Genomic DNA, 15497 nt, shown 5'->3' on the forward strand with positions numbered 1-15497 from the left:
CTGGGGGTCGGCGGGGCCCTGTGGGTAAGGGCCCCGCCGGACTCCCGTCAGACCTCTTCGACGCTGCTCGGCTCGCGCCGGGACAGGTCGATGCCGAGCTCCTCCGCAGCGCGGAAGACGTCCTCGTCGGTGTCACGCATTTCGATGGACATACCGTCGCTGGACAGCACCTCCACGTTCAGGCAGAGCGACTGCATCTCCTTGATGAGCACCTTGAAGGACTCGGGGATGCCGGGCTCGGGGATGTTCTCGCCCTTGACGATGGCCTCGTAGACCTTCACGCGGCCGGTGACGTCGTCGGACTTGATGGTCAGCAGCTCCTGGAGGGCGTACGCGGCGCCGTAGGCCTCGAGGGCCCACACCTCCATCTCACCGAACCGCTGGCCACCGAACTGGGCCTTACCACCCAGCGGCTGCTGGGTGATCATCGAGTACGGACCGGTCGAACGGGCGTGCAGCTTGTCGTCGACCAGGTGGTGCAGCTTGAGGATGTACATGTACCCGATGGAGATCGGGTCCGGGAACGGCTCACCGGAGCGGCCGTCGAACAGCCTCGCCTTACCGGTCGGCTGCACCATGCGCTCGCCGTCCCGGTTCGGGATGGTGTGCTGGAGCAGACCCGCGAGCTCGTCCTCGCGCGCACCGTCGAAGACGGGGGTCGCGACGTTCGTGCCCGGGGCGACCTGGTCGGCGCCGATGACCTGCAGGCGCTGCGCCCAGTCCTCGGCGAGGCCCGAGACGTCCCAGCCGCGGCTGGCGAGCCAGCCGAGGTGGATCTCCAGGACCTGTCCCGGGTTCATTCGGGACGGCACACCCAGCGGGTTGAGGATGATGTCGACCGGGGTGCCGTCCTCCAGGAACGGCATGTCCTCGATCGGCAGGATCTTGGAGATGACGCCCTTGTTGCCGTGACGGCCGGCGAGCTTGTCACCGTCGGTGATCTTGCGCTTCTGCGCGACGTAGACGCGCACCAGCTGGTTCACACCGGGGGGAAGCTCGTCGCCCTCCTCGCGGTCGAAGACGCGCACACCGATGACCTTGCCGATCTCGCCGTGCGGCACCTTCAGCGAGGTGTCACGGACCTCACGGGCCTTCTCGCCGAAGATGGCGCGCAGCAGGCGCTCCTCCGGGGTCAGCTCGGTCTCGCCCTTGGGCGTGACCTTGCCGACCAGGATGTCGCCGGCGACGACCTCGGCCCCGATGCGGATGATGCCGCGCTCGTCGAGGTCGGCGAGGACCTCCTCGGAGACGTTCGGGATGTCCCGGGTGATCTCCTCGGGGCCGAGCTTGGTGTCACGGGCGTCGACCTCGTGCTCCTCGATGTGGATCGAGGAGAGGACGTCGTCCTGCACGAGGCGCTGCGACAGGATGATCGCGTCCTCGTAGTTGTGACCCTCCCACGGCATGAACGCCACGAGCAGGTTCTTGCCGAGGGCCATCTCGCCGTTCTCGGTGGCCGGGCCGTCGGCCAGGACCTGGCCCTCGACGATCCGGTCGCCCTCGTGGACAATGACCTTCTGGTTGACCGAGGTGCCCTGGTTGGAGCGGGCGAACTTGGCCAGGCGGTACGTGATGTACGTGCCGTCGTCGTTGGCGGTGGTGATGTAGTCCGCGGAGACCTCCTGGACCACACCGGCCTTCTCGGCCTTGACGACGTCGCCGGCGTCGACCGCGGAGCGGTACTCCATGCCGGTGCCGACGAGCGGGGCCTCCGCCTTGATGAGCGGAACGGCCTGGCGCATCATGTTCGCGCCCATGAGGGCACGGTTGGCGTCGTCGTGCTCGAGGAACGGGATCATGGCGGTCGCGACCGACACCATCTGGCGCGGGGAGACGTCCATGTAGTCGACGTCCTCGCCGCCGACGTAGTCGACCTCGCCGCCACGGCGGCGGACCAGGACGCGGGCCTCCTCGAAGCGGAGGTCGTCCGTCAGCGGCGCGTTGGCCTGCGCGATGACGAAGCGGTCCTCCTCGTCGGCCGTCAGGTAGTCGACCTCGTCGGTGACCTGGCCGTCGATGACCTTGCGGTACGGGGTCTCGACGAAGCCGAACGCGTTGACCCGGCCGTACGAGGCGAGCGAGCCGATCAGACCGATGTTCGGGCCTTCCGGCGTCTCGATCGGGCACATGCGGCCGTAGTGCGACGGGTGGACGTCACGGACCTCGAAGCCGGCCCGCTCACGGGACAGACCACCCGGGCCGAGCGCGGACAGACGACGCTTGTGCGTCAGCCCGGACAGCGGGTTGTTCTGGTCCATGAACTGTGACAGCTGGCTGGTGCCGAAGAACTCCTTGATGGAGGCGACGACCGGCCGGATGTTGATCAGGGTCTGCGGCGTGATCGCCTCGACGTCCTGGGTGGTCATGCGCTCACGCACGACGCGCTCCATACGAGCCAGACCCGTACGGACCTGGTTCTGGATGAGCTCGCCGACGCTGCGCAGACGACGGTTGCCGAAGTGGTCGATGTCGTCGGTCTCGACGACGATGCTCTGACCGCTGTCGCCGACCGTCTCGGTCTCGCCCGCGTGCAGCTTCACCAGGTACTTGATCGTCGAGATGATGTCCTCGACGGTCAGGATGCCCGCGTCCAGCGGAGCGTCCGCACCCAGCTTCTTGTTGACCTTGTAGCGGCCGACCTTGGCCAGGTCGTAGCGCTTGGGGTTGAAGTAGAGGTTCTCGAGCAGCGTCTGCGCGGCCTCACGGGTCGGCGGCTCGCCCGGACGCAGCTTGCGGTAGATGTCGAGCAGCGCGTCGTCCTGGCCCTGGGTGTGGTCCTTCTCCAGGGTGGCGCGCATCGACTCGTACTCGCCGAACTCCTCGAGGATCTGCTCGGTGGTCCAGCCGAGCGCCTTCAGGAGGACGGTGACGGACTGCTTGCGCTTGCGGTCGATGCGCACACCGACCATGTCGCGCTTGTCGATCTCCATCTCCAGCCAGGCACCCCGGGACGGGATGATCTTGGCGGAGAAGATGTCCTTGTCGGACGTCTTGTCGATGGAGGAGTCGAAGTAGACGCCCGGCGAGCGGACGAGCTGCGACACCACGACACGCTCGGTGCCGTTGATGACGAAGGTGCCCTTGTTGGTCATGAGCGGGAAGTCGCCCATGAAGACCGTCTGGGACTTGATCTCGCCGGTCTCGTTGTTCGTGAACTCGGCGGTGACGAAGAGCGGGGCCGCGTACGTGAAGTCGCGCTCCTTGCACTCGTCGATGCTGTTCTTCGGGGGCTCGAAACGGTGGTCGCGGAACGTCAGCGACATCGACCCGGAGAAGTCCTCGATCGGGGAGATCTCCTCGAAGATCTCCTCGAGGCCGGACTTGGTGGGGACGTCCTGACCGGACTCCAGAGCCGCCTCGACCCGACTCTGCCAGGCGGTGTTGCCGAGCAGCCAGTCGAAGCTCTCGGTCTGCAGCGCGAGCAGGTTCGGAACCTCGAGGGGCTCCTTGATCTTTGCAAAAGAGATGCGCAGCGGGGCGGTGCTGGCGCCGTTGTTCGTATTCGCGGTCGAGGCGTTGCGCGAGGCGGCCAAGAGGGGGTCCTTCCGAGGGCTCGGACTCACTACGCGCGTACCGGCCCCTCACTCCCACATCGGGACAGACGTCGTCCGATCCGGCTCTTGGGCCAGGTCGGAGATGTCCGGTCGGCGATACTGAGGCGAGGGCAGACCCCTGGTGACGGGCAGGGGACAGCTAACAGGCAGCGCAAAGGGTCAGTGTAGCCACTAGGCACACTGATGTCCAGTCCCGGTTTTCAGAGACCCTCATTGTTCTCAACGCCTGCGCCATGCCTGCCTTCAACGCACGTTGATACTGCCCTCTTCGTCGCCGATCCATGCCTCGGATTCGGATCCTTGTGACGACGCGTCCTGAGAATTGCGCGCTGCGTGCGGTTCGTCAAGGCCCTCATACCCGAACCCCGGGCCGACCAGGGACACGACGAAGATCACCATACCCCCCGACGAACGCGACGCAAGGCAACCGCGGCCACACCCCGGATACGCCGAAGAGCGACCACCCGAATGGATGATCGCTCCTCGGTACGTCCGCGTTACAGCCCTAGCGGGCCGCTGCGTTCGTGAAGGTCTTACTTGACCTCGACGGAGGCGCCGGCGCCCTCGAGGGACTCCTTGGCCTTGTCAGCGGCCTCCTTGTTGACCTTCTCCAGAACCGGCTTCGGCGCACCGTCGACCAGGTCCTTGGCCTCCTTCAGGCCGAGGGAGGTCAGCTCACGCACGACCTTGATGACCTGGATCTTCTTGTCGCCGGCGCCGGTGAGGATGACGTCGAACTCGTCCTTCTCCTCCTCGGCGGGGGCGGCCGGGCCACCCTGCGCGGGACCGGCGACGGCGACGGCCGCGGCAGCGGCGGTGACGTCGAACTTCTCCTCGAACGCCTTCACGAACTCGGAGAGCTGGATGAGGGTCATGCCCTCGAACTCGGCGAGCAGTTCGTCCTGGGTGAGAGCCACGATGGCTTTCCTTCCACTAATTCGGCAGGTGCCGGATGTACATGTGCTGGCGGGCGTACGTTGGCCCGCTACGACCTCCGCCTCAGGCGGCGGCGGTCATCGTGCGAGCCGAATTACTCGGCACCGCCCTGCTCGTCCTGCTTGGCACGAAGCGCGTCCACGGTGCGGACGAGCTTCGACGGAAGCGCCTGGAAGACCTGAGCAGCCTGCGTCTGCTTGCCCTTCAGAGCGCCCGCCAGCTTGGCGAGCAGAACCTCGCGGGACTCGAGGTCCGCAAGCTTCTTGATCTCGTCGGCGGACAGCGCCTTGCCGTCAAGGACACCGCCCTTGATGACGAGATTCGGGTTGTCCTTGGCGAAGTCGCGCAGACCCTTAGCCGACTCCACCGGGTCACCGGTGACGAAGGCGACAGCCGTCGGACCGTTGAACAGGTCGTCCAGCGTCGAGATCCCGGCCTCGTTGGCCGCAATCTTGGTCAGCGTGTTCTTCACCACGGCGTACTGGGCGTTCTCACCGAGCGAACGACGCAGCGTCTTGAGCTGCGCCACGGTGAGACCGCGGTACTCGGTCAGCACGGCAGCGCTGGAGTTGCGGAACTGCTCCGTCAACTCCGCCACTGCGGCAGCCTTGTCGGGCCTCGCCATAGAGTCTCGGCCTCCTTCCGGGTGATTCTGACCGCGCGGACCCGAAGGAGGACTGGGGAAAACGAAACGCCCCGGCGCAGGCGCACGGGGCGGACTCGACCGGCTCTGCGCACAGGCTGTGCGCCCTCCGGGAGTTCTTCCACTGACACCTGCGCGGGTCGTCCGCTATTCAGCGGATCCTTCGGCCACCGCGCCCTCATTCGAGCGCACGGCAACGACCAGCGGTCTTTGGCTTCTGTAGGAGAGTACGGGACGGTGTCGCCGTCAGGCAAATCGCCCCTTACGGATCAGCTCCGGGGCTTCGCCTCCAGCAGTTCCCGCAGGTCGGCGGTGTCCCCGGCCGGCGGTTTCTCGACCTCGACGCGGACGCCGTAGTCGCGGTAGTACGCGGTCTGGGTCAGCTCCCCCGTGGCCGTACGGCCCTTCTCGACCTTCTTGACCAACAGGTCCCGGTCGTCGACCCAGATGTCGACGGTCTGCCCGTCGGCGCCCTCCACCGGCACGGTGCCCGAGTAGTGCGTGGCCCGGGCGCCCCGGACGGTCTCCTCGCCGACCTTGCGGACGTCCGAGGACGCGAGGAGCCGCTTCACCGAGGCATGCGGCGCGGTGTCGCGCATCCGGTCGGCGAGGTCGGCCCCGGAGCTGCCCGCGACCCGCTCCAGGTCGTCGTAGGCGTATCTGATCCAGTGCCGGCCGTCGGTCTTGCCGGCGAACACCTCGCCCATCCGGGCGTAGTACGCGTCCGGGAGGTAGCGGGCCTCCATCGAGGTGCTGCCCAGCCGGCGCATCGTCTCGGCCGTGCTGCCGCCGGTGTACCGGATGCGCAGGGTGCCGGTGAGGGGGCCGCGCCAGGCGAGGGTGCCGCGGGCCGTCATGGAGAGCGCGGAGCCCATGGTCGTCGTGGACTCCACGTACGACGACGCGGCGCGGTGCGTGGATCGCTCGGCCTCGCGCAGGGCGGCGGCCACGGCAGGGGCCGGCTCGGTGCGCTCGGGGCCCGCGGAGCCCTCGGGGGCGGTGCAGGCAGCCAGAGCGGTCAGCGTGACCGGCAGGGCGGTCCACGGCGCCGGCCGGCGGGCCCTCGTGCTTCTCATGCGTCCCCCCGTGCGGTTCCCCTGCGTGCACGGTAACCCAGGGCACCGACAGGGCGGGCGGAGACGAGGAACGGGCCCCGCACCCGGGAAAGGGTGCGGGGCCCGTCGTCGAGCCTGGTGAGCCGTTGGCTCAGACCGCGGCCGGGTCCTCCTCGACGAGGAGGTTGCGGGTGCGGTTGGAGTCGACCGGAATGCCGGGGCCCATCGTGGTGCTGATGGCGGCCTTCTTGATGTAGCGACCCTTGGCGGCGGACGGCTTCAGACGGAGGATCTCCTCCAGGGCCGCGCCGTAGTTCTCCACCAGCTTGGTGTCGTCGAACGACGTCTTGCCGATGATGAAGTGCAGGTTCGAGTGCTTGTCGACGCGGAACTCGATCTTGCCGCCCTTGATGTCGTTGACAGCCTTGGCGACATCGGGGGTGACGGTGCCGGTCTTCGGGTTCGGCATCAGACCACGGGGGCCGAGGACGCGGCCGAGGCGGCCGACCTTGCCCATGAGGTCCGGGGTGGCGACGACGGCGTCGAAGTCCAGGCGGCCCTTCGAGACCTCGTCGATCAGCTCGTCGGCGCCGACGATGTCGGCGCCCGCGGCACGCGCGGCCTCGGCACGGTCACCGGTCGCGAAGACCAGGACCCGGGCGGTCTTACCGGTGCCGTGCGGAAGGTTCACGGTGCCACGGACCATCTGGTCGGCCTTGCGCGGGTCGACACCCAGGCGGAAGGCGACCTCGACGGTGCCGTCGAACTTGGTCGTGGACGTCTCCTTGGCGAGACGGACGGCCTCGAGCGGGGCGTAGAGCTTGTCCCGGTCGATCTTGGCGTCCGCAGCGCGGAGAGACTTGCTGCGCTTGCTCACTACTGCTCCTGTGTGTTCTTAGGAGTCGTGGTCCGGGCCGAGCAGGCCCTCCCACGTTCTGCTTGTCGTACGGGGGGTGGAGGTCAGCCCTCGACCGTGACGCCCATGGAACGCGCGGTGCCGGCGATGATCTTCGACGCGGCGTCCAGGTCGTTGGCGTTGAGGTCGGGCAGCTTGGTCTGGGCGATCTCGCGGACCTGCGCCTCGGTGATCTTGGCGACCTTGGTCTTGTGCGGCTCGCCGGAGCCCTTCTCGATGCCAGCGGCCTTGAGGATCATCTTCGCGGCCGGCGGCGTCTTGGTGATGAAGGTGAAGGAGCGGTCCTCGTAGACCGTGATCTCCACCGGGATGACCCAGCCACGCTGCGACTCGGTCGCGGCGTTGTAGGCCTTGCAGAACTCCATGATGTTGACGCCGTGCTGACCCAGCGCGGGGCCGACCGGCGGGGCCGGGTTCGCGGCACCGGCCTGGATCTGGAGCTTGATGAGCCCCGTGACCTTCTTCTTCTTGGGAGGCATTGCTCTCCGGGTCCTTTCGATTCGGGTCCTGCCCGCCTCCGGGGACCACCCGGACGCAGGCATACCGCACAACGATAACGGGTATAGATGCGCGGCCTGAAACCGAGCAGGTCAGACAGGCTGTGGGACAGCCGGTCTGACCTGTTCGGACGTTATCGGGAAGACGCCGACTAGTTCTTCTGGATCTGGTCGAAGCTCAGCTCGACCGGCGTCTCACGGCCGAAGATCTCGACGAGACCCTTGACCTTCTTCGAGTCGGCGTTGATCTCGTTGATCGTGGCCTGCAGCGTGGCGAACGGGCCGTCGGTGACGGTGACCGAGTCGCCGACCTCGAAGTCCAGCACCTGGACCTCGACCTTGCGCTGCGGCGCGGGCTTGCCCTCGGCCTCGGCGGCCTCGCGGGCGGCCTTCTCCTCGGCCTCCGGGGCGAGCATCTTGACGATCTCGTCCAGCGTCAGCGGGTACGGGTCGTAGGCGTTGCCCACGAAGCCGGTGACACCCGGGGTGTTGCGGACGACGCCCCAGGACTCGTTCGTCAGGTCCATACGGACCAGGACGTAGCCCGGGAGCTTGTTCTGCTTGATCGTCTTGCGGTCGCCGTTCTTGATCTGGACGACCTCTTCCTGCGGCACCTCGGCCTGGAAGATGTAGTCCTCGACGTTCAGCGAGACGGCGCGCTGCTCCAGGTTGGTCTTCACGCGGTTCTCGTAGCCGGCGTAGGTGTGGATCACGTACCACTCGCCGGGCAGGGTGCGGAGCTCCTCGCGGAGGGCGGCGACGGGGTCGACCGGCTCGGTCTCCTCGGCCTCTTCCTCGGCGGCCTCGTCCGCGTTCTCGGCGGTCTCGGCATCCTCGGTCTCGGCGTCCTCGACGGCGTCGGCGTCCACGACGGTCACCGCGGCTTCCTCGGCGGGCTCGCCCGCCTCGGCGTCGGCAGCCTCGACCTCGTCCAGGTCCTCGTCCGCGCCCTCGACGATGTCGAGCTCGTCGTCCACGGACTGGTCCGGCTCGACGGCGTCGTTCAGGTTCTGGTCAGACACGGTGGCTGCTTCTTCCTGGATACATAGGGGTGGAACATGCGAAAGGGGCGCCGGTAACCCGCGGCGCCCTTCGCTCTTTGCTCAGCCGAAGACGTACTTGGCGGCGTTGTCGAGCCCATAGTCAATCACGGTCACGAGACCGATCATGATGACGACGAAGATGATCACCACAGTGGTGTACGTCGTCAGCTGATTGCGCGTCGGCCAGACGACCTTCCGGAGTTCCGCGACGATCTGGCGGTAGAACAGCGCGAGCCGCTTCAGCGGGCCCTTCTTGCCACGCTTGCCGCCCTTGCGCGTCTTCTTCTCCGGCGCCTCGTCCTCGGCATCAGGCATGTCGATGGAGCCCACGGCGTCCGTCACTCGTCCTCACCTGATTCCGGGTCGTGGCCGTGCCGCGCCCGGTTTGAGCCGCACGGCGGTGCATTGCTGTACGTACATGCGCACACATCCTGGCGAAGGTGTGTGTAGCAGGGCCGGAGGGACTTGAACCCCCAACCGCTGGTTTTGGAGACCAGTGCTCTACCAATTGAGCTACGACCCTTTGTGTGTCCCCCAACGTACCGCATCCGCGCGGATGCTCGGTGTGCACCGTGCGGCGGCGGCTGCTGAAGGCCAACGAGGTGAGAGTGTACGTGGTCGCGGGCGCCCCGTCGAACAGAAAGTGGCCGATGGGGACCCGGCCGGCGCAGGACCTTCGGCCGGGCGGGCCTTCCCCCGCCCAAGATCGCGCTGGCCGCGGGCGGGATCCGGACGGATGTTCAGGCGATGTTCAGTCCGTGAAACCCGTGTGCCGGGCGCGTTTCCTGTCTGAAACGATGGGGCCATGAGCGCTGCAACCCCTCCGACCGAGCGCCGGGTCTCCGCCCGAATCGGCGCGATCTCCGAGTCCGCCACCCTCGCCGTGGACGCCAAGGCAAAGGCCCTCAAGGCCGCCGGGCGCCCGGTGATCGGCTTCGGCGCCGGTGAGCCCGACTTCCCGACCCCGGACTACATCGTCGAGGCCGCCATCGAGGCCTGCAAGAACCCGAAGTACCACCGCTACACCCCGGCCGGCGGTCTTCCCGAGCTGAAGGCCGCGATCGCCGCGAAGACGCTGCGCGACTCCGGCTACGAGCCCGACGTCTCGCAGATCCTCGTCACCAACGGTGGCAAGCAGGCCATCTACGAGGCCTTCGCCGCGATCCTCGACCCGGGCGACGAGGTCATCGTCCCGGCGCCGTACTGGACGACGTACCCGGAGTCGATCCGGCTCGCGGGCGGCGTCCCGGTGGAGGTCGTCGCCGACGAGACGACCGGCTACCGCGTCTCCGTGGAGCAGCTGGAGGCCGCCCGTACGGAGAAGACGAAGGTCGTCCTCTTCGTGTCGCCGTCCAACCCGACCGGCGCCGTCTACACCGAGGCCGAGACCGAGGCGATCGGCCGCTGGGCCGTCGACAACGGCCTGTGGGTCCTCACCGACGAGATCTACGAGCACCTCGTGTACGGCGGGGCCGCCGCGGTCTCCCTGCCGGGTCTGTTCCCCGAGCTGCGCGACAAGTGCGTCGTCGTCAACGGCGTCGCCAAGACGTACGCCATGACCGGCTGGCGGGTCGGCTGGGTCATCGGCCCGAAGGACGTCGTCAAGGCCGCGACCAACCTCCAGTCGCATGCCACGTCCAACGTCTCCAATGTGGCGCAGGCCGCCGCGCTCGCCGCCGTCTCCGGCGACCTGGAGGCCGTGTCGAAGATGCGCGAGGCGTTCGACCGCCGCCGCAAGACGATCGTGCGGATGCTCAACGAGATCGACGGCGTGGTCTGCCCGGAACCCGAGGGCGCCTTCTACGCCTACCCGTCGGTGAAGGCCCTGCTGGGCAAGGAGATCCGCGGCAAGCGCCCGCAGTCCAGCGTCGAGCTGGCCGAGCTGATCCTGGAGGAGGCCGAGGTCGCGGTCGTCCCCGGTGAGGCGTTCGGCACGCCCGGCTATCTGCGGCTGTCGTACGCGCTCGGCGACGAGGACCTCGTCGAGGGCGTGAGCCGTATCCAGAAGCTGCTCGCGGAGGCCCGGGACTGACGTTCCCCTTCCGCTGTGAGGGCACCTCCGGATCCCGGAGGTGCCCTCATTTGTTTGTGCGAGCAAGACCACTAAAGGGGAAACCGCTACCGGGACCCCTCGGGCGTGCGGCAGGATCTGGGAATGGAGCGTGTACGTGATGTCTCTGAGCTGCCGAAAGCCCATCTGCACCTGCACTTCACCGGCTCGATGCGGCCGGCGACCCTGCTGGAGCTGGCCGACAAGTACGGGGTACGTCTGCCCGAGGCGCTGACCGACGCGCTGACCAGAGGCGAGTCCCCCAAGCTGCGGGCGACGGACGAGCGGGGCTGGTTCCGCTTCCAGCGCCTGTACGACGCCGCCCGCTCGTGCCTGCAGCAGCCGGAGGACATCCAGCGCCTGGTCAGGGAGGCCGCCGAGGAGGACATCCGGGACGGCTCCGGCTGGCTGGAGATCCAGGTCGACCCGACGTCGTACGCGCCCCGGCTGGGCGGGCTCATCCCGGCGCTGGAGATCATCCTGGACGCGGTCGAGACGGCGTCGCGGGAGACGGGGCTCGGGATGCGCGTCCTGGTCGCCGCGAACCGTATGAAGCACCCGCTGGACGCCCGCACCCTCGCCCGGCTCGCGGTGCGCTACGCCGACCATGGCGTCGTCGGCTTCGGTCTGTCCAACGACGAGCGGCGCGGCATGGCCCGGGACTTCGACCGCGCCTTCCACATCGCGCGCGAGGGCGGCCTGCTGTCGGCTCCGCACGGTGGCGAGCTGACCGGGCCGGCCTCGGTCCGGGACTGCCTGGACGACCTGGACGCGCACCGGATCGGGCACGGGGTGCGCGCGGCGGAGGACCCCCGGCTGCTGAAGCGCCTCGCCGACCGGGGGGTGACCTGCGAGGTCTGCCCGGCCTCGAACGTCGCCCTCGGTGTCTACGCCAAGCCGGAGGACGTCCCGCTGCGCACGCTGTTCGAGGCGGGGGTGCCGATGGCCCTGGGCGCGGACGACCCGCTGCTCTTCGGCTCGCGGCTGGCCGCCCAGTACGAGATCGCGCGGCGGTACCACGGGTTCAGCGACGAGGAGCTGGCGGAGCTGGCGCGCCAGTCCGTACGCGCCTCGGCCGCGCCCGAGGAGACGAAGAAGAGGCTGCTGGCGGACGTGGACGACTGGCTGGTTCGCCCGGCCGTCTGAACTGCGCGTACGGCGGATACGGCTTGCAGCAGACCAGCACCTCGTAGGGGTGCCCGCCGCCGGGCGGCTGGGCGAGCGGCAGTCCCGTCATCATCGCCGAGTGCCCTTGGGCGACCCGCTTCTGGCGCGGTCCGAACCCTGCCGCGTAGGCGCATTCGGCGGCGGACGCGGCGAACACCTCGCGGCCGCCGAACAGGAAGAGCGTGCGCGCGTGGGTGGTGTGCCGTAGGTCGTCCCGGTCCCGCCGGTCCTGCCAGGCCTGGGCGTCCCGCTCGGTGCGGGCCTCGTCGGTGCGGGCGGTCAGCGGGGTGCCCTGGCGCAGGCCGCGGCGCAGTCCGGGCCACTGGCTGGGGCGCAGGCCGAGGGTGTGGTGGGCGAGGACGAGGTCGACCCGCTCGCCCCAGCCCTCGTCGGGCGGGACGCCGTCGCGCAGGGGCACATGGACGAGCGTGTGCGGGGAGCGGGACGCGAAGGAGAACAGGGCGGCCAGCGTGTTGAGGCCGTCGTGGTCGCCGAGCAGCAGACCGATGGGGTCGGGCGCGGTCAGGGAGGTGTGGCGCAGCGTTGTCCTCGGCCGGACCACCCGGTGGGTGTGCGGTCCCGTCCGGGGCTGGAACTCCGTCAGCCTCACCCGCATGCGCGCTGCCTCATGGCGTCAGGGTCGCGGGCGGGCGGCCTCTGGCGCAACGGAGATTCCGGCAAGGAGGGTCCGGGCGAGCCGGGCGGCGAAGGCGTCCGCCGGCGGGCGTCCGCCCTCCGGGCCCGCGTCGTAGGCGAAGGCGCGCTGGGCGCAGGCGCCGAGGAGCAGGGAGGCGGCCGCGAAGGTGTCGGCGTCGGCGCGGACCCGGCCCGCCGTCTGCTCGGCGCGCAGATAGGCGTCGAGGGCCTCGATGGGCTTGTGCGGACCGGCGCCCATGGTCCGCAGCGCGTCGTCGTGCCGCCGCTTGAGCTGGGGCTCGGCGTACAGGGAGGCGGCGATCGGGAAGCTCTGCTCGTAGAAGAGGGCGGCCTGCTCGGCGATCCGGGTGAGGTTGTCCTCCAGGGTGCCCGTGCCGGGCTCCGCCGTGAGGGTGCTGAGCAGGGGTGCCAGCCGGGGCAGCCGCTCGCCGAGGACCCGGACGAACAGCTCCTCCTTGCTCGCGAAGTACTTGTAGAGCGCGGCCTCGGAGCATCCGGCGGCCTTGGCGATCTCCTTGGTCGTGGCCCGGGCGAGACCGACGGTCAGCAGCAGGTCATGGGCGGCGTCGAGGATGCGGACGCGGGCGGGCTTCTGCACGGATTCCACGCAACGGACCTTACCGGGGGTTGACTGGTGGGTGAGTGCTTACCCACTCTAGGTACCAAGCAGGGGTGAGTGAATACTTACCCACCAACAGTTTCGGATCGGGGAGAGCCATGAAACTCACGGTGTTCGGTGCCACCGGAGGCATCGGTCAGGAGATCGTCCGCCAGGCGCTCGCCGCCGGGCACGAGGTGACGGCGGTCGTCCGGGACCCGGCGCGGCTGCCGGTGACGGGCGCCGGCCTGGAGGTGTTCCGCTCGGACCTGACCGACCCGGAGGCCGTGCGCCCCGCGGTGTCCGGCCGGGACGCCGTCCTCTCCGGTCTCGGCGCCCGCAGCCGCAAGGACGCCGGGATCACCGCCCGGCTCACCCGTACGGTGCTGCGGGCCATGGAGGCCGAGGGCACACGCCGGCTGCTGGTGGTGAGCGCGGCACCGCTCGGACCGGCCGCGCCGCAGGACGGCCCGCTGGACCGCACGATGCACGCGGTGGTCTCCGCGGTGCTCAAGCCCGTGTACGACGACCTCCGGGAGATGGAGGCGGAGCTCGCGTGCAGCACGGTGGAGTGGACGTCGGTCCGGCCGCCCCGGCTCCAGGACAAGCCGCTCACCGGCGCGTACCGCACGGTGGTCGGCGGCACCCCGGCCCGGGGCCGCTTCATCGGCCGCGCGGACGTGGCGCACGCGATGCTGGCGATGACCCAGGACGCGTCGACGGTGAAGCAGGGGGTGGGGGTGGCGTACTGACGCCGTGCCCGGCGGTGGATCTCGCAGGTTTCCCGGGCCGGCGGTCCTGCAGGCGTTCGGACGGGCGGCCCGGCGAGCTTCCGGGCCGGCGCGGTCCTAGAGGCTGACGCCCACCGTCACCGGTTCGTTGACCAGCGTGATCCCGAACGCCTCACGGACCCCGGCGACGACCTCGCGGGCCAGCGCCAGCAGGTCCTCGGTGGTCGCCGCGCCCCGGTTCGTGAGGGCGAGGGTGTGCTTGGTGGAGATGCGGGCGGGGCCGCTGCCGTACCCCTTGGTGAAGCCGGCCTTGTCGATGAGCCAGGCCGCGGAGGTCTTGGTGTGCCCCTGCCCCGCCGGGTACGCGGGCGGCTCCACGCCGTCGCCGAGACGCTCGCCCACGCGCGCGCGGAACGCCGCGAACTGCTCGTCGCTCAGGATCGGGTTGGTGAAGAACGATCCGGCGGACCAGGTGTCGTGGTCCTCGGCGTCGAGCACCATGCCCTTCCCGGCGCGCAGCTTCAGCACGGTCTCGCGCGCGGCGGCCAGCGGCACCCGGTCGCCGACCTCCACACCGAGGGCGCGGGCCGTCTCGGCGTACCGGATCGGCGCGGAGAGCCCGTCCGCGTCCTCCAGCGCGAACCGGACGCGCAGCACCACATAGCGCTCGGGGTCGGACTTGAAGCGGCTGTGCCGGTACGAGAAGGCGCACTCCTCGTTCGTCAGCGTGACCGTCTCGCCGCTGCGGCGGTCGTAGGCGATCACCTCGGTGATCGTGGAGGAGACCTCCTGGCCGTACGCCCCGACGTTCTGGATCGGGGTGGCGCCGGCGCTGCCGGGGATGCCGGCGAGGCACTCGACGCCGGCGAGCCCGGCCTCGACCGTGCGGGCGACGGCGTCGGTCCACACCTCGCCCGCGGCCAGCTCCAGGGTGCCGCCGGTCAGCTCGACGCCCTTGGTGGCGACGACGAGTGCGGTGCCCTCGAAGCCCTTGTCGCCGATGACCAGGTTCGACCCGCCGCCGATGACCAGCAGCGGGGTGCCCGCCGCGTCCGCCTTGCGCACGACGTCGATCACCTCGGCGTCGGTGGTGGCGGTGACCAGGCGGGTGGCCGGGCCGCCCAGCCGGAAGGTGGTGAGGGGGGCGAGGGGGGCGTCGTGGAGTACCTGCACGCGCCCAAGACTACGAGACGGCACCGACAGCCCCGGCACCCCTGTGGATACCGGGGCCACGTCGGCCTCCACGCGCGCGTGCCGGTCAGCCGAGCCGGCGCCGCGCCTCCGCCCAGTCCAGCGGGAGCGCCTCACCCGGCACCTCCCAGCGGGCGTACTTCGCGTCCCGCATCTGCCCGGACAGGCCACCGGCGCTCGGGGCGTGCGGGCCGGAGCGGGCGAACTCCTTCAGCGCGGCCGGCGACTCCCAGGCGGACAGCGTCCAGAACGTCCTCCTGAACACCTCGGCCTTCAGGGTGGCCCCGTACGCCCCGGGCGCCCGGCTCACCTGCCGCCACACGCCCGGCGTACGCAGGAGGAAACGGAACGCTCCCCACAGGGTGCGGGTCTCGAAGCGGGAGGCGAAGACGAGCACGTCGGTGCCGGGCGGGACGGGGTTCGGCGTGGTCCAGGGAAGCGTGGGCACAGCGGTTCCTC

The 15497-nt window shown here is 69.5% G+C and carries 14 protein-coding genes, 1 tRNA gene and 1 pseudogene; 3 read left to right on the forward strand and 13 right to left on the reverse strand.

What is annotated here, in order from left to right; genetic code table 11:
- Positions 1-47: 47 nt before the first annotated feature.
- The 9 genes from rpoB to KBY32_RS10040 all read right to left on the reverse strand — a co-directional run bounded on the left by rpoB (position 48) and on the right by KBY32_RS10040 (position 9167).
- The gene (gene rpoB, locus KBY32_RS10000; RefSeq protein WP_210979649.1) at positions 48-3533 is read right to left on the reverse strand and encodes a DNA-directed RNA polymerase subunit beta; all 3486 of its coding nucleotides are present in this window, start codon (positions 3531-3533) and stop codon (positions 48-50) included.
- Positions 3534-4087: 554 nt separating this feature from the next.
- Complete coding sequence (rplL, locus tag KBY32_RS10005; protein ID WP_107096774.1) at positions 4088-4474, reverse strand: 50S ribosomal protein L7/L12; 387 nt, start codon at positions 4472-4474, stop codon at positions 4088-4090.
- Positions 4475-4584: 110 nt separating this feature from the next.
- Entirely contained in the window at positions 4585-5115 is a 531-nt protein-coding gene (rplJ, locus tag KBY32_RS10010; RefSeq protein WP_055622549.1) for a 50S ribosomal protein L10, read from the reverse strand.
- A gap of 287 nt (positions 5116-5402) precedes the next feature.
- Positions 5403-6209: a hypothetical protein gene (locus tag KBY32_RS10015; RefSeq protein WP_210979650.1), complete on the reverse strand. Its 807-nt coding sequence runs from the start codon at positions 6207-6209 to the stop codon at positions 5403-5405.
- A gap of 130 nt (positions 6210-6339) precedes the next feature.
- Positions 6340-7065 carry a 50S ribosomal protein L1 gene (gene rplA, locus KBY32_RS10020; RefSeq protein WP_019329683.1) on the reverse strand — a complete coding sequence of 242 codons (726 nt, stop codon included), beginning with the start codon at positions 7063-7065 and terminating at the stop codon, positions 6340-6342.
- Positions 7066-7148: 83 nt separating this feature from the next.
- Entirely contained in the window at positions 7149-7583 is a 435-nt protein-coding gene (gene rplK, locus KBY32_RS10025; RefSeq protein ID WP_055622551.1) for a 50S ribosomal protein L11, read from the reverse strand.
- A gap of 170 nt (positions 7584-7753) precedes the next feature.
- Positions 7754-8623 (reverse strand): transcription termination/antitermination protein NusG, encoded by an 870-nt coding sequence (gene nusG, locus KBY32_RS10030; protein WP_055622552.1) that lies wholly within the window; start codon positions 8621-8623, stop codon positions 7754-7756.
- Between the two features lie 81 nt (positions 8624-8704).
- Positions 8705-8986, reverse strand: coding sequence for a preprotein translocase subunit SecE (secE, locus tag KBY32_RS10035; protein WP_108708250.1), 282 nt, complete (start codon positions 8984-8986; stop codon positions 8705-8707).
- A gap of 108 nt (positions 8987-9094) precedes the next feature.
- Positions 9095-9167 (reverse strand) — tRNA-Trp (locus KBY32_RS10040).
- Positions 9168-9449: 282 nt separating this feature from the next.
- Here KBY32_RS10040 and KBY32_RS10045 point away from each other — a divergent pair.
- Both KBY32_RS10045 and KBY32_RS10050 read left to right on the forward strand, forming a co-directional pair.
- Entirely contained in the window at positions 9450-10676 is a 1227-nt protein-coding gene (locus tag KBY32_RS10045; RefSeq protein WP_055622554.1) for a pyridoxal phosphate-dependent aminotransferase, read from the forward strand.
- A gap of 123 nt (positions 10677-10799) precedes the next feature.
- Positions 10800-11840: an adenosine deaminase gene (locus KBY32_RS10050; RefSeq protein ID WP_055622555.1), complete on the forward strand. Its 1041-nt coding sequence runs from the start codon at positions 10800-10802 to the stop codon at positions 11838-11840.
- On the opposite strand, the pseudogene KBY32_RS10055 reads toward KBY32_RS10050, so the two are convergent.
- Both KBY32_RS10055 and KBY32_RS10060 read right to left on the reverse strand, forming a co-directional pair.
- Positions 11827-12477: pseudogene (locus KBY32_RS10055) on the reverse strand (hypothetical protein); the annotation flags it as partial. The gene KBY32_RS10050 and the pseudogene KBY32_RS10055 overlap by 14 nt on opposite strands.
- 18 nt (positions 12478-12495) lie before the next feature.
- Positions 12496-13125, reverse strand: a complete 630-nt coding sequence (locus tag KBY32_RS10060) for a TetR/AcrR family transcriptional regulator (protein WP_210979651.1) — start codon at positions 13123-13125, stop codon at positions 12496-12498.
- A gap of 110 nt (positions 13126-13235) precedes the next feature.
- Between KBY32_RS10060 and KBY32_RS10065 the strand changes: the two genes are divergently transcribed.
- Positions 13236-13868 (forward strand): NAD(P)-dependent oxidoreductase, encoded by a 633-nt coding sequence (locus KBY32_RS10065; RefSeq protein ID WP_108708247.1) that lies wholly within the window; start codon positions 13236-13238, stop codon positions 13866-13868.
- 96 nt (positions 13869-13964) lie between these two features.
- On the opposite strand, the gene KBY32_RS10070 is transcribed toward KBY32_RS10065, so the two are convergent.
- Entirely contained in the window at positions 13965-15020 is a 1056-nt protein-coding gene (locus KBY32_RS10070; RefSeq protein ID WP_210979652.1) for a UDP-N-acetylmuramate dehydrogenase, read from the reverse strand.
- Between the two features lie 85 nt (positions 15021-15105).
- Entirely contained in the window at positions 15106-15486 is a 381-nt protein-coding gene (locus KBY32_RS10075; protein ID WP_115507728.1) for a DUF3291 domain-containing protein, read from the reverse strand.
- Positions 15487-15497 lie beyond the last annotated feature (11 nt).

Origin of the sequence: Streptomyces sp. RK62, assembly GCF_018070255.1 — a bacterium.
Lineage (GTDB): Bacteria > Actinomycetota > Actinomycetes > Streptomycetales > Streptomycetaceae > Streptomyces > Streptomyces nigra.